The sequence below is a fragment of the Bacillus sp. RCC_6_1 genome (assembly GCF_041360755.1).
Classification (GTDB): domain Bacteria; phylum Bacillota; class Bacilli; order Bacillales; family Bacillaceae_G; genus Bacillus_A; species Bacillus_A cereus.
Genome location: NZ_JBFUPV010000009.1, coordinates 62,595 through 84,215, shown reverse-complemented (window position 1 = coordinate 84,215; position 21,621 = coordinate 62,595). Strand labels below are relative to the sequence as shown.

Here is a 21,621-nt window from a genome sequence, read left to right as displayed (position 1 = left end):
AAAAATTATAAAAAGAGAAACAGTGATGAATTTTACATAACTTTTACATATATACACAGTTCTTTACAATTGGAGTAAATCCTCTACAATTGCTCCGTCTGTTTCACCTAAGTGTAAACCGAGTAGTCTAGCGATAGTTGGACCTTCATCAATAAGTCTCATATACGGGACGGTAAAGCCACTTTTTATTCCTTTCCCAGCAGCGATAAAAATTGTTTCATAGTTAGGTTTTGTTGGAGAGTATCCATGCGTACCAAATGTATATTTTTTACTAGGCGTAACATCTTTTTCAGTAATTTCTTTTATAAAATCTCCTGTATAGTTTTCAGTGAAATAATACCCTTCTCGTGCTTCTAACATGAATAAACAATTACCGTCTGCACCGCAGTCTTTGGCAGCTTCATCATGAAGTATAAATTCAATTCCGTTTTGTTTATTTTGAAGTAGTTCTTCAAGGAGTAGTTGTACCTCCCGGATTGTATCCATATCATTTTTGTCCTTTACATATACATAGGCAGAGCCGTCGCAACTTTGGCAATAGGCTTTCCAGTCTACTAATTTTCCTTTTTTATTAAGAGATATAAGTCCTCTTTGATGGAATAGCACATTTAATTGGATGGATTTGTTTTCACTTAAAGCGCTATGATCACCAAGGGCAATAATTGTACTTTCTTCGTATAGGTTACTTTCTTTTAGTGCTTGAATAATTTTCCCTAGACGTTTGTCGTGTCTCTGGATAGCAGCTGTTGTTTCGTTAGATTCAAAGCCGTGATAGTGTCTTTGTGTGTCTAGATCGGTGAAATGTACGAACATGACATTAGGCTTTTTCGTCTGGATTGTATGCACAGCAGAGGCGAGGACGAAATCATCCAGCTCTGGTTGTGATAAACCATTTCTTATATGGCCGAAACGACGATTTAAATCTAATTGGTATAGTGGGCTACCGCTAAATAAGGAAACTAACACTTGATTTTGCCAAGGTCTATTGGGGAAAATTTCTGGTAAATTGTAATCGATGTTCGCTCTTCCAGTAACAGGCCATAGAAGGGCAGCTGTCGTTAAATTTGCTTTGCGCGCTTCATCATACAATGTTGTTCCTTTTATTGATTTTCGGTACCAATGCCAATCAGGTGATTCACGCCCTGGTTGAAGTAACGTATTGCTAACAACACCGTGCTTGTTAGGGTAATTACCAGTTACGATTGTTGAGTGGCTTGGATATGTTACAGAAGGATAAATTGGTTCTACTTTTTCGACAACCGTGCCCTTTTTTATTAGAGATTGGAAATGAGGTAGTTTTTGTAGTATAGGAAAATCTAAAGCTGATAAACAGTCGAATGATAAAATGATGACGTGGTTTGTTAATGCTTTATCCATAAAGTTCCCTCCTGATTATATAAAACCTATTATTATATATTACTATTAACACCTAGTAATAAATATATATTTTTAGGTGAAAGTTTATTATTTATTTTCAGAAAAATTAAACATATAATTAAGTATAAGGGAATCTATGGAGGGAGGGAACACTATGGATTGGTTAGATGGATTTGGTATTTTTTACATCATTGGCGGAATCACGATTATCCTTGTATTTGCTATTTCATATTTACTAAAGAAACGGTTTCCAGACAAACAGTTTGATATTATATTTGCACTTAGTTTAATACTTCTTTGCTTAGCGTCCTTTCCCGTTACAATGATGGTTATTGGTGGGTGGGAAGGAATGGGATATGGATTTATTGGTTTCTTTGTCCTACTTGGTACACTTATCGGTATGATTGCACATCAACTTGTGAAAATTACGCGGAAAAGCTACGTATAAAACTGCAAAAAATGAAAAGGATATATAAAAATAAGAAAATTAGCTATTGTTTTAAAAAAGAATTTGTATTATGATAATCAACAAATTTATTTCGTTATAACGATGAAAAAGGACTAGTACATGTTCAACCTTTTTAGCAGAGAGAGAATCCGTCAGGCTGAAAGATTCTTAAAAAGGCAATATGGAACCTGCCTTTGAGTTCTGCATATGCAGCGGGAATTTCCCGTTATCAAAAAGAGAGCATGCGCAATTTTTGTGCATGAATCAGGGTGGTAACGCCGGCAAAGCTCGGTCCCTATTTAGGGACGCGGGCTTTTTTGTATTTTCTAGAAGGAGGAAGACTGACTATGGCAAAAGAACAAGTGCAAGCCATTACGAAGATGGAAGAGGACTTTGCGCAGTGGTATACCGATATTGTAAAAAAAGCCGAACTTGTTGATTATTCAAGTGTAAAAGGGTGCATGATTTTACGTCCGTATGGTTATGCCTTATGGGAGAATATGCAGAAGGTGATGGATGAGAAGTTAAAAGGAACTGGCCATGAAAATGTATATATGCCAATGTTTATCCCAGAGAGTTTATTGCAAAAAGAGAAGGATCATGTTGAAGGATTTGCTCCTGAAGTAGCATGGGTTACGCATGGTGGAGATGAAAAGTTAGCGGAAAGACTTTGTGTACGTCCTACATCTGAAACTTTGTTCTGTGAGCACTTTTCAAAAATTGTGCAATCCTATAATGATTTGCCAAAGTTATATAATCAGTGGTGTTCAGTAGTTCGTTGGGAGAAGACAACTAGGCCATTCCTTCGTACGACTGAATTTTTATGGCAAGAGGGTCATACAATCCATGAAACGGCAGAAGAATCGCAGACTGAAACATTAAATATTTTAAACTTATATGCTTCTTTTTGTGAGGATTATTTAGCGATACCAGTTATTAAAGGGCAAAAAACAGAAAAGGAGAAGTTTGCTGGAGCAAAGGCAACTTATACAATTGAAAGTTTAATGCATGATGGAAAAGCGCTTCAAACAGGAACCTCTCATAACTTTGGAACGAATTTCTCTGAAGCATTTGATATTAAGTTTTTAGATCGTAACGGTAAGTGGCAATATGTGCACCAAACATCTTGGGGTGTATCAACAAGAATGATAGGCGGGCTAATAATGGTTCATAGTGATAATAATGGACTGGTAATGCCACCAAAAGTCGCTCCAGTGCAAGTTGTTATTGTACCGATTGCTCAGCATAAAGAAGGAGTTTTAGCAAAAGCAACAGAGTTACAAGGACATATTCAAAAGGTTGCACGAGTAAAAATAGATGCTAGTAATAAAACACCAGGCTGGAAATTTAATGAGTATGAAATGAAGGGGATTCCAATTCGATTAGAAGTTGGCCCTAAAGATATTGAAAAGAATCAAGTTGTACTTGTAAGAAGAGACACGAAGGAAAAAGAGTTTGTACCAATGGATCAATTAGAAGAACGTATTCCAGCATTACTTGAAGAAATTCATATTGCTTTATTTGATAAAGCAAAAGCATTTCGCGATGAGAATACGTATGTTGCGACAAATTTCGAAGAGATGAAAAAAATAGCTGACGAAAAGCAAGGCTTTATTAAGGCAATGTGGTGCGGGGAATTAGCTTGTGAAGAAAAACTAAAAGAAGAAGTTGGAGTATCTTCACGTTGTATGCCTTTTGAGCAAGAGCATTTAGCTGAAGAATGCATTTGTTGTGGTAAAGAAGCTAAACAAATGGTGTATTGGGGAAAAGCGTATTAATACTTTTTCTGATAGGTGATAAAAAGGACTTTGGGCTGCATAATAAAATGCAATCCAAAGTCCTTTTTAGTTTTATAAAGTATTTCATGTATTCTTTAGATGGAAGTATGTTGCTCTTATTTTACGTTTTTACGACGAATAAACAGTAACATACCAATTAGGAATGTTGAAAGACCCATTAAAATAGATATAGGGTAATGCGTTGCGGTATTCGGTAATTTATCACCTTGTTTTTTCGTATTATCTTTTACATTACCCCCTTGAGAACCGTTGCCCTCCTGAGAATTGCTATCGCCTTTAACACGATTGCCACCTTGAGAGCCATTACCGCCGTGTGAGCCACTGCCACCAGAACCGTTACCGCCAGAACCGCTGCCACCAGAGCCGTTGCTACCAGAGCCAGAGCCACCAGAACCGTTATCGCCGGAACCACTGCCACCAGAGTCATTGCCACCAGAACCACTGCCACCGGAACCATTACCGCCGGAACCGTTGCCGCCAGAGCCGCCAGAACCACTGCCGCTAGAACCGTTGCCACCAGAACCGTTACCGCCAGAACCACTGCCACCAGAGTCATTGCCACCAGAACCGTTACCGCCAGAACCACTGCCACCGGAACCATTACCGCCGGAACCGTTGCCGCCATCGCCACCAGAACCACTGCCGCTAGAACCGTTGCCACCAGAACCGTTATCGCCGGAACCATTGCCGCCAGAGCCACTGCCATCAGAACCGTTACCGCCGGAACCATTGCCGCCAGAGCCATCGCCACCAGAACCGTTTTCACCAGAGCCGCTGCCACCGGAACCACTATCGTCCTGAGAACCGTTATTTCCTGGAGGTTTATTATTATCCTTTGAGTTTCCTTCTGCAAAATGATCGCTATTTTGTACAATAGCGTTTGTTAATGGTTGGAAGTTTTCAGTTGCAGCATTACCGATATTTAAACCGCTAAAAAAAGATAGAGAGAGTGTTGATGCTAAAATGAAGATTTTCGTCATGGTTTTCCTCCTAAGAAATGAATGTTCCATCTAAAATACATCCCTTTGTAATATTTCTTAGGAAAAAGAGTTTTATGCAAAAAAAACTATATATAGAAAAAGGTGGTATATTTGTCAAAGCAGAAAAGAGTTAATGTAGATTTCCTACAAATAATAGAGGTGGAGAATTTACATTCATAACGGTAGAGGAAGTGGCAGTAGATGAAAGAGTATATAGCGTTTGATATTGGCGGTACGCAAATTAAGTATGGCATTATTTCAGAAGCAGGGAGAGTATTAAAGCGTAAAACAGTTGCAACAGAAATTCACTTAGGCGGAGAACAAATTATTCAAAAACTCATTCTTTTATCAAAAAAATTAATGAATGAACATACTATTGCCGGAATTGGTATTAGCACTGCGGGAATTGTTGATATTAATAAGGGAATTGTGACGGGAGGCGCGGATCATATTCCAGGATATAGTACTATTCCTATTATTGATAGATTGCAAGAGATATTAAAAGTTCCAGTATCGATTGACAATGATGTGAATTGTGCAGCGTTTGGAGAAAAGTGGAATGGTAGTGTAAGAGAGAAAGAGAACTTTATTATGCTCACCATTGGAACAGGAGTTGGGGGAGCAATTTTTATAGATGGAGAATTGTACCGAGGACATTCATTTAGTGCTGGTGAATGGGGGAATATGCTAATAGAAGGAAAAACATTTGAAGAGGTTGCTTCGATTTCAGGATTAATTCGGCTTGTAAGAAAATATAAAGGCAAAGGCGAGTGGAATGGGAGAACAATTTTTGAGTTGTATGATAAAGGAGATAGAGAAGTTGCTCAAGCAGTTGGGATTTTCTTTAAACATTTGGCAATCGGAATTAGTAATCTTGCTTATATTTTTAATCCAGAAACAATTATTATTGGGGGAGGAATTACCGATAGAGGAAATGAGTTTTTAAAAGAAGTAAAAGAAGAGGTCAGTAAATACTTAAATCAAGAGATTTATAATAATTGTGAGATTGAACTTGCACAAAACGGTAATTGTGCAGGAATGATTGGTGCTATTTACCACTTATTACATCATCATAAGTAAATTATATGAATGTTTTCATATAACTGAGAATTTATCCTTTTTATCAATAGGTAAATAATGCTACAATATAAGAGAAGAATACAATATTTTCCGATATGGAAAATGCTTTGTAGAAAGGGAGAAACTTCATGCCTATTATTTTAGAAAAAGGTCAAAAGATCGATTTAACGAAAGGACAACCAAAAGTAGCAAAACTACAGGTTGGCTTAGGCTGGGATCCAATTGGGCAATCAGGTGGATTTCTGTCTTCATTATTTGGAAGTAAACCAAATATAGATTGTGATGCATCTGTTGTTATGTTAGAAGGAGATCGTTTTTTAAACAAAAATGATTTAGTTTACTTCGGAAACAAACTTTCTACTTGTGGTAGTATTATTCATTCAGGAGATAATTTAACAGGTGAAGGCGAAGGTGACGATGAAACAATCTTTGTAGAATTACATAAAGTCCCAAGTCGTATTAACCGTTTAGTATTCGTTGTAAATATTTATGACTGTGTAAACAGACGTCAAGACTTTGGTATGATTCGTAACGCTTATATTCGTATTCAAAATCCTCATACAGGTGAGGAATTAGCACGTTATAATTTATCAGAAAACTATGCTAGTAAAACAACTTTAATTGCAGGAGAAATGTATCGCTACGAAAATGAGTGGAAGTTTTCAGCAGTTGGAGAAGGCACGCAAGATAAAAACTTAAGTGAGATTGTATCACGTTATCAATAGGATAAACTAAGGAGGAATTTTTAAATGGCATCTATTTCTTTAAAAAAGGGACAAAAGGTAGATTTAACAAAAACAAATCCAGGTTTATCAAAGGTACTTGTAGGGCTTGGCTGGGATACAAATCGTTATGATGGACAAGCTGATTTCGATTTAGATGTTAGTATCTTTTTAGTAGGTGCGAACGGTAAAGTTTCAGGAGCAGAAGATTTCGTTTTCTATAATAATCCCAAAGGTGCGAATGGTGCTGTAGAGCATTTAGGAGATAACCGAACTGGTGAAGGCGAAGGCGATGATGAAGCGATTAAAATCGATTTAAAAAATGTTCCTGCTCACATCGAACGTATTTGTTTCACAATTACAATTTATGATGGAGAAGGCCGCAGCCAAAACTTTGGTCAAGTTTCTAACTCATTCGTACGTATTCTCGATGAAGAAAAGAATGCAGAGTTAATTCGTTACGATTTAGGAGAAGATTTCTCTATTGAAACAGCGGTAGTAGTAGGTGAATTATACCGCCATGCAGGTGATTGGAAGTTCAATGCAATCGGAAGTGGATTCCAAGGTGGGTTAGCGTCTCTATGCAATAACTTTGGTTTAGATGTAGAGTAATAGATTCAATTTATATATCCATTGGTGAAATGCATGTTTACTGATGGGTATATTTTTAAAGATAAAAATATAGAGGTGAATATAAATGGCTATTCAGTTACAAAAAGGACAGAAGATTGATTTAGGTAAGACGAGTCCTGGTTTAACAAAAGCAGTAATTGGTCTTGGATGGGATATTAAATCTTATGATGGCGGAGACGATTTCGATTTAGATGCATCTGCTTTTTTATTAGATGCGAACGGGAAATGTACGAAGGAAACTGATTTTATCTTCTATAATAATTTAAAGTCTCCTTGTGGATCAGTTTTACATACTGGCGATAACAGAACAGGTGAAGGCGAAGGCGACGATGAGCAACTTGTTGTAGATTTGAAAAAGGTTCCAGCAGACGTTCATAAAATTGCTATTACAGTTACAATTTATGATGCGGAAGGCCGTAATCAAAACTTTGGACAAGTAGGAAACGCATTCGTTCGTTTAGCGAATGAAGAGACGAACGAAGAAGTTCTTCGTTTTGATTTAGGGGAAGACTTCTCTATCGAAACAGCAGTTGTCTTTTGTGAATTATACCGTCATAATGGACAGTGGAAGTTTAATGCAGTAGGAAGTGGATTCCAAGGTGGTTTAGGTGCGCTTGTAAGAGCGTATGGCTTGGATGCATAGAAAGGAAACGATATTCGTTTCCTTTTTTTGACCTTTCTATAAATCTAGCAAAGAATAGGGGATAAAGGTAAGATGAGTATTTTGCAAGGAATCCTTGATACGTATGCTCAGTTTTTCGACTTGGACATGTGGATTAAAGTGTTGCAAGATCCAGTATCTTGGGGATTAATTGGTACACTTGTTGTACTTGAAGGGTTGTTATCTGCTGATAACGCACTTGTGTTAGCGGTAATGGTAAAACACCTTCCTGAAGAGAAACGTAAAAAAGCATTATTCTATGGACTTATTGGAGCTTATATATTCCGCTTTATTGCAATTGGAATCGGAATGTTCTTGATTAAATTATGGTGGGTAAAACTTCTTGGTGCACTTTACCTTGCTTGGTTATCAGTAAAATACTTTATTGATAAGCGTAAAGGTGCAGGTGAAGAAGAGGAAGCTCATGGTATGAACCAAAACAGTATTTTCTTCAGAATGTTCGGTGTCTTCTGGGGAACAGTTGCCATGGTCGAATTAATGGATATCGCATTCTCTGTAGATAGTGTACTTGCTGCATTTGGTGTATCTAATGAAGTTTGGATTTTATTATTAGGCGGAATGCTAGGTATTTTAATGATGCGTGGTATTGCCGGTGTATTCTTGAAATTATTAGAGCGTATTCCAGAGCTTGAAACGACAGCATACATTTTAATCTTAATTATTGCATCGAAAATGTTACTGTCTTTAATCGAGATTGAGATTAGTCATACACTATTCTTTATTATTTTAGTTGTAGCATTTGGAGCAACATTTATAATTCACTACATGAAGAATTCTGGACAAGCTAAAGAAGAAGTTGCAGCTACTAAAGAAGATAATAAATAATTGAAATGGGTTTGCTCGTTTTGCGAGCGCCCATTTTTTATAACAAAAAATAGTTTATAATAGAAGAAGGACTTAGAAAAAACGTAACTGTTTTTGGAGGTGAACTGTTGTGTTTTCACGTTTTACACTTCAACCATATGCATTAAAAGATGAATCAGATTTAAAGCAATTTGAAACGCTTTTAGAAAAACGTCCACAATATGAACTGACAGAGAATGAGATGAAATTTAGTTATATAGCATGTCGAATCCTTGGCGTTCCTAATGATGTAGATGAATATTTTAATGAACTGTTTGATTATAGTGAAGCGAAAGGAATCGAAGTTTTACACGAACAAAATTTAAACAAAGTGATTGATTCGGAAAAGCTTCGTCATATTCAAGAAGTGTTCGGATTACATCAAGAAGCACCAAATGGTCTGACAGTAAATAGGTTAGTTGCACACTTATCTGGGAAACAACTTTTACCGAAAGTAGACAATCCTGATTTACAGCATTACATACATACGACGTTTATTTCACTATTGAAATTATATGAGAAACAACATAATCAGTCGTTAAAGACAGAAGGCTTCCGTCGTTTCTTAATCGACATAATTAAACTAAGCGAAAATTATGTAGCGAAGTGGTTTTCTACGATTAATTATAAGAAACAGATGCCGCGTATCGTTTGGTATGGTGATGCACAGGAAAGCCGTATATATTTCTTATACTTTCTTATTATGCTCGGTTGTGATGTGCTTTATTATCACCCAGAAGGAAAAGATGGATTTGAGAATGTTGATGAAGAGGGAAGGACCTTTATTGTGTCTCATCCAGGCCGTATTTCTCTTGAACCATTTCCAGATCGCCGCCGCGAGCGTGTGGCAACAGTAGCGTATCAAGCTTCAAAAGAAATTGAGCAAGTACTTCACCACGATAATTCACTGCTGTACAAGCCGTGGCAATTCCGTTCCTATACGCCTGTAGCTCGTACACTAAAAACAACATATGATGAGCTCTTTTTAATTACGAAAGAAAAGGCGTTTGTACGCCCGACATTCTTTGTTGAAAATAAACATATTTATATCCCTTCTTTATTTGCGAAAATATCAGGCGTTTCAAAGAATGATAAAGAGTATTTTCAACGATTAAAGGCTGTTACATCATTTGATAACAGTATACTAGTTAATACATTCCCATTTACGAAAGAGCAAAAAGCAAACTTCCAATATCATTATCGAGATGCATTAGACCGAGCTGGGAAATTACATCCGGATCTAATTATGAATAGCCATTGGTGGCCGCATAAGCGTTTACCGGAAGGTTTACAACATGGGATTGCAGAAGCGATTATCCATACGTGTGAAAGTGAAATGTGCAAACCAATTGCGAAAGAGACAAAACAAGATGTAGCGCTATATGTTTTCGCGCAACTTTCTCAAATACCACCGAATATTTTAGAACAGCTTGAGAAATTTGATTATTCACAAGATGTGCCGAAAATTGTTATATTTAATAATGAGAAGAGTGGAGAGTTAACTCGTTCTGATGCTGTTTTATTACTATTTTTAAATCAAATTGGAGTAGATGTATTCCATTTCAATCCAACGGGAAGAAACGATATTGAACCGTATATTGAAGCGGGGGCATTTGATTCCCATTGGCTTGAAGAGGTTAATTTCGATCTTGAGTTTCATGGTTCATCAGCCTATAAAAATTTATCACAAACAATAAAAGGACTATTTCGTCCATTTTTATAAGGAAAGGGAGAATACCATATGAATAACCCAGTCGTACTAGATCCGAAAACAGAATTAAATGAGCAAACAGCACAAGATGTTCGCTTGCAACTTAGACAAGATGCGGATGTACAACGTATTTATAATGCGGTAGATATTAAAGATCAATTAGAATTAATTGAACTTGGAAAAGAACCTTCTATGGAAATTTCACGTTTTGCTGATCAAATTTTACATACAATGTCATTATCAAAGATAGAAGATTCTGGTGAATTATTAAAACAGCTTGGTAAAATTATGGACAGATTTGATAGCAAAGACTTTGCGGAAGAGAAAAGTGGTTTCTTCTCACGTATGTTCAAAAAAGCGGATAAAATGATTGAACAAATCTTTAGCAAGTATCAAACGATGGGCCGTGAAATTGATAAAGTGTATGTGGAAATTACGAAGTACCAAGATGAGATGAAAAAATCAATTGGTACGTTAGATGGCTTGTATGAGCAAAACTTAAAATATTATTTAGACTTAGAGAAGTACGTAGTAGCAGGAGAAATGTTATTAGAGCGTTTAAATACAGAGTTAGTTCCGATGTATGAAGAGCGTGTGCGTAATAATGATCAATTAGCAGGTATTGAATTAGAGTCGCTTAAAAACTCGGTTGAAATTTTAGAGCAACGTATTGATGATTTAGAAAAAGCGCGTATGGTTGCGCTACTTACAGCACCACAAATTCGTATGATTCAACGTGGTAATAATAAATTAATTGGTAAAATTAATACAGCATTTATTACAACGATTCCTATCTTTAAAAATGGTATCATTCAAGCGGTAAATGCGAAGCGTCAAAAGCTTGTTGCAGATTCTATGGCTGAACTGGATCGCCGTACAAATGAATTACTTAAGAAAAATGCACAGAATATCGCAACGCAAAGTGTAGAAGTAGCGAGATTATCAGGTTCTTCTAGTATTAAGATGGAAACACTTGAGGAAACTTGGAACATTATTTCAAGAGGTATGCAAGAAACACAACAAATTGAAGAACAAAACAAACGTGAGCGTGAAGAAAGCCGCAAACGTATGGCTACATTAACAGAGAATATCAAAAAAGAATTACAAGGATAAAGTGAAACTTTAATCAGTGGGGTTTTGTTCATCCCCACCGATTATTAGCCTTCACCAATTGGACATTTATGGGCAGTTAATCTACCACCTAACTTCTTTGCTCAAACTGAATTTTGAGGTGGGAGTTTTACTGCACGGAAAATAGTAGGGTAAATGAAAAGGCAATGAGGACTATTCCTCATTGCCTTTTAGTTTCTCTTCACTAATTTAATAATCTCATTCACAATAAGTGGAATGATACTTAATAAGAGAACAAATCCCCAATCTCGCATCGTTAATGCATGTACACCGAATATATTTGCAAGGGGCGGGATGGAAATGATACAAACTTGCATAAGAACACCGATAAGAAGGGAGAAGACTAAATATTTATTTGTAAAGATCCCAATGGAAAAAATTGATTTCGTTCTTGAACGCAAGTTAAATGAATGAACGAGCTGAGAAAAACTAAGAACGACAAATGCCATCGTTTGAGCGTGTAATAGAGCATCCTCATCAATTTGCTCTGGGAAAAGAGGGAATAAATGTGTATCTCCAGTATAGAACTTTGCTCCGGCGATAAAGGCTATTAGCGTCAAAAGCCCAATGACAATCCCATTGAAAATAAGGAAAGGAACGCTACCACTAAATAAGCTTTCTTTCGCATGTCGTGGTTTTTCCTTCATCACATCAGGATCTTCAGGATCAACCCCAAGTGATAATGCAGGCAGGGTATCTGTAATTAAATTTACCCACAAAATGTGAATAGGTCGTAGTGGTGTTGCCCAGCCGAGTAAAATGGCTAAAAATAAAGTGATAATTTCTCCGAAGTTACAAGAGAGTAGGAAGAGAATTGATTTTTTTATGTTACGATAAATATTTCTACCTTCTTCAACGGCTTTCACAATAGATGAGAAATTATCATCTGTTAACACGACATCTGCTGCCCCTTTTGCAACGTCTGTTCCTGTAATGCCCATCGCTACGCCAACATCAGCTTGCTTTAAAGATGGTGCATCATTGACACCATCACCAGTCATAGAAACGATATTTCCTTTCGCGCGTAATGCCTTTACAATTTTCACTTTATGCTCTGGAGAGACTCTAGCGAATACATTTAAATGATTAATTTTGCTAGCTAGTTCTGTATCAGAAATGTTATCTAATTCAGTTCCAATCATAATTTCCGATATTTCTTCAGCAATGCCAAGTTCTTTGGCAATTGCAAAGGCGGTATCTTTATGGTCACCGGTAATCATAACTGTGCGAATACCGGCTTTTTTACATTCTTTAATTGAATCTTTCACTTCAGTTCGTGGTGGATCAATCATACCGACAAGACCAATAAAGATAAGATTTTCTTCAAGATGATTTATATCCATATCGTTTGAATTGTATTGTTTAAATGCGAATGAAAGTACTCTTAAAGCTTCTTGAGACATTGCTCCGGCAGCTTCTAATATTTGATTTTTATCAGAATCAGTTAAAATCTCGATTTTGCCGTTTTTAAAAATATGGGTACATCGAGGTAAGAGCTTATCGATAGCGCCTTTCGTCATGCTATAGTAGCTTTCATCGTATGTATGCACGGTTGACATCATTTTACGATCTGAATCGAAAGGTACTTCGTTAACACGTTCATGTATTTTTTCTAAATAATCTTTTTGCATGTTAAAAGTGGTTCCAGCAACGAGAAGTGCAATTTCAGTCGGGTCTCCCGTTTGTGATTCGTTATTATAAGACGCATCATTACATAGCACCATATTTTCTAACAATAGACGTTGCGCATCATTATTTACATTTAAACTTTCTAAGCGATCGTATGTGTTATCACTATAAAAGTGAGTAACGGTCATTTTATTTTGCGTTAACGTACCTGTTTTATCTGAACAAATAATTGTGACAGAACCGAGGGCTTCAACAGCTGGTAGTTTGCGAATGATAACGTTTTGTTTAATCATACGTTGCACACCAATTGCAAGAACGATGGAAACGATAGCTGGCAAGCCTTCTGGAATAGCTGCAACGGCTAAACTAATAGCAGTCATAAACATTTCTAACGTATCCCGGCCTTGTAAAAAACCGATGAGGAACATAATGATACAAATAGCTACAGCGACAAAGCCTAAATATTTTCCGACTTGTGCTAAGCTTTTTTGAAGTGGTGTCATATCATCGTCTGCTTCATGTAAAAGGGTAGCAATCTTACCAATTTGTGAGTTCATTCCAGTTTCAACAGCAACACCGACGCCTCTTCCGTATGTTACAAGAGTAGACATAAAGGCCATGTTTTTTTGATCGCCGAGTGGTACTTGTTCATCACTTTGCATGGAAGGGTGGTAGATTGCATCTTTATCAACAGGGACAGATTCACCAGTTAGAGCAGATTCTTCAACTTTTAAATTTGCGGTTTCAATAAGGCGTAAATCGCATGGGATATATCGTCCGGCGTCGAGCATAACGATATCACCTGGAACGACGTGCTCAGATGGAATTTCTTTTAGTTCACCATGTCTCTTGACGATGGCTTTAGGTGTTGCCATCTTTTTTAGTGCCTCTAAAGCTTGTTCTGCTTTAGATTCTTGGACAACACCGATAACAGCATTTAAAACTACAACAAGCGCGATAATACTGGCATCCGCCCATTCACCTACAAAGGCAGAAATAAGGGCAGCAATAATAAGGACATATACGAGGACGTCATTAATTTGGGCGAAAATACGCTGCCATAAAGTGCGTTTTTGTTTTGTAGCTAATTCATTAGAACCGTATTGCTTTAAACGTTCACTTACAATTTCATCTGTTAAACCGTGTTGTTCGTTTGTTTCTAGGTCAATTAATGTTTGATCTTTCGTCTTACTGTACCAATTGCTCATAAGTAAGCACCTCCAGTAAAAACAGTTAGCAATGGTAGTGTTGCTATTATTTGTGAGTAGTATGTATGGAGAAAAATCTAAGGTGAGGTTCTACTTCTATTGTACAATATTTTACAGTTGGTTGAGGGAAAGAGAAGAGTTGTCATGAATTTGTTGGAAATAAAAAAGAGCCTCATATAAGAGAGGCTTTTTTACTTTTTAATTAATGTACCTAATTCTTCTGTAATAGCTTGCATTTCACTAATGCTGAATGTTTCACGTTTCATAACATGATTATAAATGTCACGTAAATCTTCGTACATTTCTTCGTTAAAACTAGCAGCTCTCATCGCTCCAGCATTAACCATACGTAATTTTTCTTTAATAGCTTCGACCATATATTCAACGTTTTCTTCTGACTTTACGGATAAATCCACCGAAGTGTCCCCCTTTAAAATAACATAAGGCTATCTTAACATTTTTTATCATTTTCGTTAATGAATCTTTTCAATCCCATTAAATTAGTAGGGATTTCCTTTATATTTAATAATTGGTTGTTTATACTATAAGTATATATAAAGAAATGCACCAAGAAATGCACCAAGAAGGGAAGAAACAAAAGTATGGTTCAAGTATTGTTTGTTTGTCTTGGGAACATTTGCCGTTCTCCGATGGCAGAAGCGATTTTTCGAAATCTTGTCGTAAAAGAGGGACTTGAAGAGAAAATTGTCATTGATTCTGCAGGAACTGGAGATTGGCATGTTGGCCATCCGCCACATAAAGGAACACAAAAAATTTTAAAAGAAAATGCAGTCACTTTTGAAGGAATTAAAGCAAGGCAAGTAGAAAAAGAAGACTTAACAAAGTTTGATTATATTATTGCCATGGACAACAAGAATATAGCAGATTTAAAAAGTTTAGGTAAAACTGGAGGCTATATTGGTAGGCTGTCCGACTTTGTTCCAGACGGTGGCTGGACAGACGTTCCTGACCCTTACTATACAGGGAATTTCCAAGAAGTATATGACCTTGTAACAGAAGGGTGTGCAAAGCTATTAGCTTTCATTCGAAATGAACAAGGAATATGAGGAAGCTTAGAAAGAAATACTTTCTAACATAAGAAATGAAAGGGTGAAGGAATATGGCAAAGAAAAATAATATTGCTCGAAACATTGCGATTGGTGTAGCGGCAGGTGTAGCTGTATCCATGTTAAAGAAAGAAAACCGTGAAAAAGTAAAAAATACAGCAGAAAAAGCAAAAACAAAGATGATTGAAATTGGTGAAAATGCAAAGATCAAAGAAAAAGTGCAAACTGTTACAGATAAAGGACGCGAACTTGCTGATTTCAATGTGGTAAAAGCGAAAGTAGCAGAAATTAAAAAATTAACGCCATCTGTTGTAGAGACGTTAAAAGAAACGAAAGAAATTTTTAGTAAGAAAAAAGTTGAGCCAGAAGAAAAGCCAGAAACGATTGAAATTCAAGCTGTATCTCCAAAGGTAGATGAGCTGAAAGCAGAAGAAGAGCCAGTAGTTGCTGAAGATGGTGGTATGAAAGAAGCGCGTGAATTATTTATGAAAGACTCAAATGCAGTGGAAAAAAAAACTGAAGCGTACATTGAGTTAAAGCAAGATAAAGAAGAGAAGAAAAGCGTTTAAACATATATGAGAAAAATTTTAGAAAAGGTGAGAAGAAATCGTACTTATTCGTTTGGTAAAGATTTATATGACCGGACGATGCGCGATGATGTAGCGGGCTTGGCAGCACAGCTCGCTTATTTCTTCTTGCTTGCAATTTTTCCTGGGCTCGTTTTCTTAATTACGCTTCTTGGATTTATTCCCATTCAAACAGAGGATGTGCTTAGTTTATTAGAGGTTTATGTACCAGATGATGCAATGAACTTAATTGAGGTAAATGTAGATAAAGTTGTAAACCAGCAAAATGGTGGTTTATTATCATTTGGTTTATTATCCATGTTATGGTTTGCCTCAAATGGTGTTAATGCGGTTATGAATGCTTTTAACCGCGCTTATGACGTGAAGGAAACACGTTCTTTTATTACAACAAGAGCGTTATCAATTGTGTTTACATTAGCTATTATTTTTATGATTGTCTTTGCGTTAATTGTTCCGGTATTCGGACAAGTTATTGGAGCAGCAGTGTTTAAAGCACTCGGTTTATCAGATAGTTTTTCTTTCGTGTGGAGCATTACACGATTAGTAGCGAGTTTCTTCGTGCTATTTGCTTTGTTTAGTTTCTTATATACATTTGCCCCAGATCGAAAGTTAAAAAGAAGAGAAGTTATTTCAGGGGCGTTATTTGCTACTGTAGGATGGATTGTAGTATCGTACTCATTTGCTTATTATGTAGATAAGTTTGCGAATTACGCCAATACATATGGTGGTCTCGGTGGTATCATTATTTTAATGTTATGGTTTTACTTAACTGGATGGGTAATTTTACTTGGCGGTGAAATTAATGGTTTACTCCACCATTATAGAACCGGTGACAATAATTCCCGTAATGAATAATGAGCTCTTGTTCCATAATAAAAAGGAACAGGGGGGATATTTCATGAGTAATAATAAAAAGAACCATAATAATAAAAGTAATAATAAACAAAAGAGCAGTTCGCATCCAAAGCATAAAACGAGTAGCAGTGCGAACGGTCATAATAGCTATCATTAAAAAAAACGGGTCCTCTATGAGGGACCCGTTTTATTTGCTGCCTTTTAATAATCGTAAGCCATTCAAAATGACAAGAATCGTACTTCCTTCATGGCCAATAACACCGAATGGAAGAGCTAAAAATTGCAAGAAGTTTGAACAAATTAGCATGGCAATAACGGCTAGCGAAAAGATTACGTTTTGCTTCACAATACGGTTCATTCGTTTTGATAAACGAATTGCTTGGGAAAGACGAGATAGTTCGTTCTTCATCAGTACAACATCCGCAGTTTCTAAAGCTACATCTGTTCCTTCTCCCATTGCGACACCAATGCTAGCAGTAGCTAGTGCAGGTGCATCATTTATACCGTCTCCGACCATTGCTACTGTACCGTATTTTTCTTTTAACTTTTTAATCGTTTCAACTTTTGTTTCTGGTAAACATGATGCGTAATATTCCTTTATATTACTTTCAGAGGCAATTGCTTTTGCCGTTTCTTCATTATCTCCAGTAATCATAATTGCTTCGACACCAATGCTTTGTAATTCACGAATAGCAGCTATTGTTTCTTGGCGAAGCGTATCTTTTAAAGCGATAAGTCCAAGAATGCCTCCCTCATCACTAATATAAACGACAGTTTTACCTTCCTTTTCAAGTGAGGCAGAAATACCATTATGAAATGTTTTTGTTTCTTCACCGATAAAATCAGCTTTACCTATTTTATAAGCGTTGTTTTCGAATATTCCTTTTAGCCCAAAACCAGTTACATCTTCAACCTTTTCAGGTTTTTTTAATGTAATGTCGTACGCATGTTGTGCATATTTAACAATAGATGCAGCCAAAGGATGTGTAGAGTGACTTTCAATGGATGCTGTAATAGAAAGTACTTCTTTTTCTGTCATATTTTCTCGAACATATACATCTGTTACGGTAGGTTTTCCTTCTGTTAATGTTCCTGTTTTATCAAAGGCGATTGCTTTTACTGAAGCGAGGCGTTCTAAATGTATGCCACCTTTAAAGAGAATTCCATTTCTTGCTCCGTTAGAAATTGCAGATAACGTTGCTGGTGTAATGGCAGCAACGAGTGCACAAGGAGATGCGACTACAAGTAAGATCATAGCGCGATAAAACGTTTCATTCCAGCTCCAGTCAAGTAAGAAATGAGGAACGAACATCATAAGCGCAACAACGAGTAGTACACCTTTTACGTATGTTCCTTCAAACTTTTCGATGAATAGTTGTGATGGTGATTTTTCACTTTGTGCACTTTGGACGAGACGGATAATTTTTTGGAATAATGTTTGATCGCTTGGCTTCGTAATTTTAACTTCGATAGCACCACGTAAATTTACAGTACCTGCAAATACTTCATCGCCATGTCTTTTCTCATTTGGAATAGGTTCTCCCGTGATTGCTGCTTCATCAATATTTGTTTCACCGTTATGAATCGTACCGTCAGCGGGAACACGTTCACCTGGTTTAATTAAAATAATGTCGTTAATTTGTAACTCTCCAACAGGAACACGTTCCTCCGTTCCGTTGGAAATGCGTAATGCTTCTTCGGGTTGTAAGTCAAGAAGAGCGGAAATTTCTTTTTGGCTCTTACTTAATGTATAAGATTCCATAGCACCGCTGAGCGCAAAGATAAAGATTAAGATAGCCCCTTCTGCCCAGTAGCCAATAATTGCAGCACCAATAGCTGCAAAGAGCATTAGCATTTCAACATTTAGCTCTTTTTCTTCAATCGTATCTTCAATGCCTTCTTTCGCTTTTGCATATCCACCAACTATATAAGCAAGGATATAGCAAGTAATACCTACATTCATTACATCGTTCTTTGTGAATAACCAGCCAACTAAAATAAAAATACCAGATGCTACTGCAAATACAAGTTCATAATGTTTTTTTAATGTGTCCCATAAAGAGGGATGAGAAATTGTTTCTTTTGACTGTAACGTTTTTACTTCTGAGTTCATTACTACCCGCTCCTTCCGCATTCTTATTGAGAAAAATAATCAAAATCGAAACCCCTATAAAACGACGAAAGCTGCCATCCATAATGGATAGCAGCATTTCTGTTGAATCTGTTTTTAATAGTTCTTATGTTGTAATTATTCTATAGTATATCATATGTTTTTATGAGATGGTACGGTTTTGTTTCAAGTATAAACGGAAAACTTGTGTTTTCGCAACTCCTCTGGTATATATGAATATTGTTCATAAAAAGATCGGAAAGGAAGACAACAAGTGAAGACAGAGAAAATTTTTACCCATCCGATTGGCGTATTTATTGCTGCAATAGTAGCAACTTTTTTATGGGGAAGCGCATTTCCTTTTATTAAATTAAGTTATGTTGAACTTGGAATTCAACCACAAGAAGTTGGAGAGCAAATATTATTTGCCGGTTATCGTTTCTTTTTATCTGGAGTCATGCTCTTATTATTCTTTAAAGTGTTAGGAAAAGATATGAGCTTCAAAAAAGGAACAGGGAAACAGTTAATACAAATTGGTTTATTCCAAACGTTTCTTCAATATATCTGTTTTTACATTGGAATGAGTTATAGTTCAGGAATTGAAGGAGCTATCATTTCAGGAACATCATCATTCTTTCAAATTTTACTCGCCCATTTTTTATATAAAGATGATGCTCTCAATATGAGAAAACTAATTGGGGTATCTATTGGTTTTTGTGGCGTCATTTTAGTAAATGTGCCGAGTGATGGTAGCTTATCATTTCATTTTGGGATCGGAAGCTTATTACTTCTTAGTGCAGCAATGCTGTATTCATATGGAAACATATTAGCAAAAGAAGGTAGTAAAACATTAGATATTGGTTATATGACAGCATACCAAATGATTTTTGGTTCTACAGGATTATTATGTATAGGGGCTTTACAAGTTGGAGTCATGCCATTTACATTTAGTCTACATGCACTACTTATGCTAATTTATTTATCTTTCTTATCTGCAGCTGGTTTTTGCATTTGGAATACAATTATGAAGTATAACAAGGTTGGAAAAGTATCTATGTATATGTTCTTTATACCCGTATTTGGTGTGTTATTATCGAGCATGATTTTAGGTGAAGCAATTCATTCATTTGTGCTACTCGGTTTAGCATGTGTAGCCGCGGGAATCATTGTGGTAAATAGGACACCAGCTAAGCAAAAAATGGAGCAAGAAAAACAAGTAGCATAGAGAGCAGAAAAGCGATTACAATGGAAGAACAGTACTGTTCTTCTTTTTTTATAGAAAAAGGATAATAGACTAAGTGTAACGAAAAAAGATACAAAAAGCATTTATTGAGGAGAAAATATTATGAATCTACTTTACGTGGTGTTAATTGGGCAAATATTTCTTTTTTTTATTGGTGCAATTTATGCAATGGGGCAGACAAAAAGAACGAAAGATAATATGCCGTTACCTTTAGCAATTCGTCTTATTCTTAGTTTTTCTTTAACAGGTAGTGCAATTTGCATATGGTTACAAGATCCATCTGTAGAGTATAGTACGTGGGTTGCACTTGGTATGACTTTATCAACTGTGGGAGATTTGTTTATGGCTGGGCTGATTCCAATTGGTCATCGATTAATTGGAGGGATGGTTACTTTCGCTGTTGCTCATTGTTTTTATGTAAAAGCATTTTTGCAAACAGGAATTTCATGGAATGGTTTTTGGATTGGCTTACTCGTATATGGGCTCTTTCTAATTGTAGGATGGTTCTTCTTTATCCGAAATGATAAACAGGATAAGTTGTTTACGATAGGAGCTCTAATTTACGGATTGTGGGTTGGAGGAATGGCTTGCTTTGCATTCGCCTTATATTATGAAAATACAGGGATATGGTGGATACCAGCGTTTGGTGGCTTACTGTTTGTAATTTCTGATTTCATTATTGGCGTGACAGATATCGGAGGGCGTAAATTGAAGTATGAGCCACTTTGGATTTGGTTTACATATGTAGCTGCTCAAATGTGTATTATATATGTGGGATTATAAAAAGATACTCTCAAAATAGTGGATAGACTATTTTGAGAGTATCTTTTTTGCTTGTTAATTTGATCAGTATTTTTATTTTAAAATTTCTAATATTTTAATTTTATAATTCAGAATTTTGTAGAAAATCATCAGTCGTATTATTTATAATAAAAGTAAAAAGATGATGAGTTGGTGAAATGATGCAAAAGAAAAAACGTTGGCGTGAATTCTTTGGAACTATTGCAATTGCATGTTTATTGGTGTTTTTGGCGAAATTTTTTGTGTTTTTTCCGACGACTGTAAAAGGAGCATCTATGAGGCCAACGTTGCAAGATGGAGATAAGGTGATTGTTAATAAGTTAGCAAAACAATTTGAAAGCTATGGGAGAGAAGATATTATTGTTGTGAAAACAGATAATTTTTATGTCAAAAGAGTGATTGGATTGCCTGGAGATATAATTGAGATGAGAAATGATCAATTATATGTAAATTCTGAAGTGAAAGATGAAGAGTATTTGGATAGTAATAAAAAACAAGCAGAAAAAAAACTTATGAATTTAACAGAGGACTTTGGACCGATTACAGTTCCTAAAAATAAGATTTTTGTTATGGGAGATAATCGCTTAATAAGTAAAGATAGTAGAAATGGTTTAGGTTTTATTGATAGAGAAGATGTGTTAGGAAAGTTAGCAGGCATTTATTATCCGTTTGAACATATGAAAATAATAAAGTAAAAAAAACCAAGCAAATTTTA

At 36.1% G+C, this 21,621-nt stretch carries 20 protein-coding genes and 1 other annotated feature; of the genes, 15 read left to right on the top strand and 5 right to left on the bottom strand.

All coding sequences use genetic code 11. The features are described 5' to 3' along the window. Window positions 1-63: 63 nt before the first annotated feature. Window positions 64-1,377: an alkaline phosphatase family protein gene (locus AB6801_RS22015; RefSeq protein WP_000356419.1), complete on the bottom strand. Its 1,314-nt coding sequence runs from the start codon at window positions 1,375-1,377 to the stop codon at window positions 64-66. Between the two features lie 154 nt (window positions 1,378-1,531). Here AB6801_RS22015 and AB6801_RS22010 point away from each other — a divergent pair, with 154 nt between their 5' ends. Both AB6801_RS22010 and proS read left to right on the top strand, forming a co-directional pair. Then, entirely contained in the window at window positions 1,532-1,825 is a 294-nt protein-coding gene (locus AB6801_RS22010) for a YesK-like family protein (RefSeq protein WP_000383853.1), read from the top strand. A gap of 93 nt (window positions 1,826-1,918) precedes the next feature. Next, window positions 1,919-2,125: a binding site (T-box leader), on the top strand. Window positions 2,126-2,172: 47 nt separating this feature from the next. After that, a complete protein-coding gene (gene proS, locus AB6801_RS22005; RefSeq protein WP_065704939.1) occupies window positions 2,173-3,603 on the top strand; it encodes a proline--tRNA ligase in 1,431 nt (476 codons plus the stop codon). Between the two features lie 116 nt (window positions 3,604-3,719). Here the strand turns inward: proS and AB6801_RS22000 are convergent, their stop codons facing one another. Next, entirely contained in the window at window positions 3,720-4,604 is an 885-nt protein-coding gene (locus AB6801_RS22000; protein ID WP_097999053.1) for an LPXTG cell wall anchor domain-containing protein, read from the bottom strand. A 201-nt stretch (window positions 4,605-4,805) separates the two neighbouring features. On the opposite strand from AB6801_RS22000, the gene AB6801_RS21995 reads away from it, so the two are divergent. From AB6801_RS21995 to AB6801_RS21965, 7 genes are all read left to right on the top strand, one after another. Then, window positions 4,806-5,684, top strand: coding sequence for an ROK family protein (locus AB6801_RS21995; RefSeq protein WP_000666107.1), 879 nt, complete (start codon window positions 4,806-4,808; stop codon window positions 5,682-5,684). Window positions 5,685-5,812: 128 nt separating this feature from the next. Continuing rightward, window positions 5,813-6,409, top strand: a complete 597-nt coding sequence (locus AB6801_RS21990; RefSeq protein WP_001121578.1) for a TerD family protein — start codon at window positions 5,813-5,815, stop codon at window positions 6,407-6,409. A 24-nt stretch (window positions 6,410-6,433) separates the two neighbouring features. After that, window positions 6,434-7,018 (top strand): TerD family protein, encoded by a 585-nt coding sequence (locus tag AB6801_RS21985; RefSeq protein ID WP_000146720.1) that lies wholly within the window; start codon window positions 6,434-6,436, stop codon window positions 7,016-7,018. Between the two features lie 85 nt (window positions 7,019-7,103). Continuing rightward, window positions 7,104-7,682: a TerD family protein gene (locus tag AB6801_RS21980; RefSeq protein WP_001007532.1), complete on the top strand. Its 579-nt coding sequence runs from the start codon at window positions 7,104-7,106 to the stop codon at window positions 7,680-7,682. A 72-nt stretch (window positions 7,683-7,754) separates the two neighbouring features. Then, window positions 7,755-8,546, top strand: a complete 792-nt coding sequence (locus AB6801_RS21975) for a TerC family protein (RefSeq protein ID WP_000025688.1) — start codon at window positions 7,755-7,757, stop codon at window positions 8,544-8,546. A gap of 109 nt (window positions 8,547-8,655) precedes the next feature. Beyond that, window positions 8,656-10,287 (top strand): YceG family protein, encoded by a 1,632-nt coding sequence (locus tag AB6801_RS21970; RefSeq protein ID WP_000492864.1) that lies wholly within the window; start codon window positions 8,656-8,658, stop codon window positions 10,285-10,287. An 18-nt stretch (window positions 10,288-10,305) separates the two neighbouring features. After that, a complete protein-coding gene (locus AB6801_RS21965) occupies window positions 10,306-11,388 on the top strand; it encodes a toxic anion resistance protein (protein WP_001064409.1) in 1,083 nt (360 codons plus the stop codon). Between the two features lie 188 nt (window positions 11,389-11,576). On the opposite strand, the gene AB6801_RS21960 is transcribed toward AB6801_RS21965, so the two are convergent. Both AB6801_RS21960 and AB6801_RS21955 read right to left on the bottom strand, forming a co-directional pair. After that, a complete protein-coding gene (locus tag AB6801_RS21960; RefSeq protein WP_000073690.1) occupies window positions 11,577-14,243 on the bottom strand; it encodes a cation-translocating P-type ATPase in 2,667 nt (888 codons plus the stop codon). Window positions 14,244-14,434: 191 nt separating this feature from the next. Beyond that, window positions 14,435-14,659, bottom strand: a complete 225-nt coding sequence (locus AB6801_RS21955) for a DUF1128 domain-containing protein (RefSeq protein WP_000366199.1) — start codon at window positions 14,657-14,659, stop codon at window positions 14,435-14,437. Between the two features lie 186 nt (window positions 14,660-14,845). Between AB6801_RS21955 and AB6801_RS21950 the strand changes: the two genes are divergently transcribed. From AB6801_RS21950 to AB6801_RS21940, 3 genes are read left to right on the top strand one after another with little or no spacing between them, the layout of a single operon-like run. Beyond that, window positions 14,846-15,310 carry a low molecular weight protein-tyrosine-phosphatase gene (locus AB6801_RS21950; RefSeq protein ID WP_000250916.1) on the top strand — a complete coding sequence of 155 codons (465 nt, stop codon included), beginning with the start codon at window positions 14,846-14,848 and terminating at the stop codon, window positions 15,308-15,310. A 53-nt stretch (window positions 15,311-15,363) separates the two neighbouring features. Further along, the gene (locus AB6801_RS21945) at window positions 15,364-15,879 is read left to right on the top strand and encodes a DUF4075 domain-containing protein (RefSeq protein WP_001085388.1); all 516 of its coding nucleotides are present in this window, start codon (window positions 15,364-15,366) and stop codon (window positions 15,877-15,879) included. A gap of 6 nt (window positions 15,880-15,885) precedes the next feature. Then, entirely contained in the window at window positions 15,886-16,752 is an 867-nt protein-coding gene (locus tag AB6801_RS21940; RefSeq protein ID WP_001226536.1) for a YihY/virulence factor BrkB family protein, read from the top strand. Between the two features lie 187 nt (window positions 16,753-16,939). On the opposite strand, the gene AB6801_RS21935 is transcribed toward AB6801_RS21940, so the two are convergent. After that, window positions 16,940-18,865 carry a heavy metal translocating P-type ATPase gene (locus AB6801_RS21935; RefSeq protein WP_001083773.1) on the bottom strand — a complete coding sequence of 642 codons (1,926 nt, stop codon included), beginning with the start codon at window positions 18,863-18,865 and terminating at the stop codon, window positions 16,940-16,942. Between the two features lie 271 nt (window positions 18,866-19,136). Here AB6801_RS21935 and AB6801_RS21930 point away from each other — a divergent pair, with 271 nt between their 5' ends. The 3 genes from AB6801_RS21930 (at window position 19,137) to lepB (ending at window position 21,601) form a co-directional block, all read left to right on the top strand. Beyond that, window positions 19,137-20,087 carry a DMT family transporter gene (locus AB6801_RS21930; RefSeq protein ID WP_000845729.1) on the top strand — a complete coding sequence of 317 codons (951 nt, stop codon included), beginning with the start codon at window positions 19,137-19,139 and terminating at the stop codon, window positions 20,085-20,087. 120 nt (window positions 20,088-20,207) lie between these two features. Next, window positions 20,208-20,888, top strand: a complete 681-nt coding sequence (locus AB6801_RS21925; protein WP_001051073.1) for a lysoplasmalogenase — start codon at window positions 20,208-20,210, stop codon at window positions 20,886-20,888. 176 nt (window positions 20,889-21,064) lie between these two features. After that, the gene (gene lepB / locus AB6801_RS21920) at window positions 21,065-21,601 is read left to right on the top strand and encodes a signal peptidase I (RefSeq protein ID WP_000983302.1); all 537 of its coding nucleotides are present in this window, start codon (window positions 21,065-21,067) and stop codon (window positions 21,599-21,601) included. Window positions 21,602-21,621: the final 20 nt, after the last annotated feature.

Bases quoted from the DNA above. Each gene is read 5' to 3' on its own strand.
- AB6801_RS22015 (WP_000356419.1), bottom strand. From the start codon at position 1,377: ATGGATAAAGCATTAACAAACCACGTCATCATTTTATCATTCGACTGT.
- AB6801_RS22010 (WP_000383853.1), top strand. From the start codon at position 1,532: ATGGATTGGTTAGATGGATTTGGTATTTTTTACATCATTGGCGGAATC.
- proS (WP_065704939.1), top strand. From the start codon at position 2,173: ATGGCAAAAGAACAAGTGCAAGCCATTACGAAGATGGAAGAGGACTTT.
- AB6801_RS22000 (WP_097999053.1), bottom strand. From the start codon at position 4,604: ATGACGAAAATCTTCATTTTAGCATCAACACTCTCTCTATCTTTTTTT.
- AB6801_RS21995 (WP_000666107.1), top strand. From the start codon at position 4,806: ATGAAAGAGTATATAGCGTTTGATATTGGCGGTACGCAAATTAAGTAT.
- AB6801_RS21990 (WP_001121578.1), top strand. From the start codon at position 5,813: ATGCCTATTATTTTAGAAAAAGGTCAAAAGATCGATTTAACGAAAGGA.
- AB6801_RS21985 (WP_000146720.1), top strand. From the start codon at position 6,434: ATGGCATCTATTTCTTTAAAAAAGGGACAAAAGGTAGATTTAACAAAA.
- AB6801_RS21980 (WP_001007532.1), top strand. From the start codon at position 7,104: ATGGCTATTCAGTTACAAAAAGGACAGAAGATTGATTTAGGTAAGACG.
- AB6801_RS21975 (WP_000025688.1), top strand. From the start codon at position 7,755: ATGAGTATTTTGCAAGGAATCCTTGATACGTATGCTCAGTTTTTCGAC.
- AB6801_RS21965 (WP_001064409.1), top strand. From the start codon at position 10,306: ATGAATAACCCAGTCGTACTAGATCCGAAAACAGAATTAAATGAGCAA.
- AB6801_RS21960 (WP_000073690.1), bottom strand. From the start codon at position 14,243: ATGAGCAATTGGTACAGTAAGACGAAAGATCAAACATTAATTGACCTA.
- AB6801_RS21950 (WP_000250916.1), top strand. From the start codon at position 14,846: ATGGTTCAAGTATTGTTTGTTTGTCTTGGGAACATTTGCCGTTCTCCG.
- AB6801_RS21945 (WP_001085388.1), top strand. From the start codon at position 15,364: ATGGCAAAGAAAAATAATATTGCTCGAAACATTGCGATTGGTGTAGCG.
- AB6801_RS21940 (WP_001226536.1), top strand. From the start codon at position 15,886: ATGAGAAAAATTTTAGAAAAGGTGAGAAGAAATCGTACTTATTCGTTT.
- AB6801_RS21935 (WP_001083773.1), bottom strand. From the start codon at position 18,865: ATGAACTCAGAAGTAAAAACGTTACAGTCAAAAGAAACAATTTCTCAT.
- AB6801_RS21925 (WP_001051073.1), top strand. From the start codon at position 20,208: ATGAATCTACTTTACGTGGTGTTAATTGGGCAAATATTTCTTTTTTTT.
- lepB (WP_000983302.1), top strand. From the start codon at position 21,065: ATGATGCAAAAGAAAAAACGTTGGCGTGAATTCTTTGGAACTATTGCA.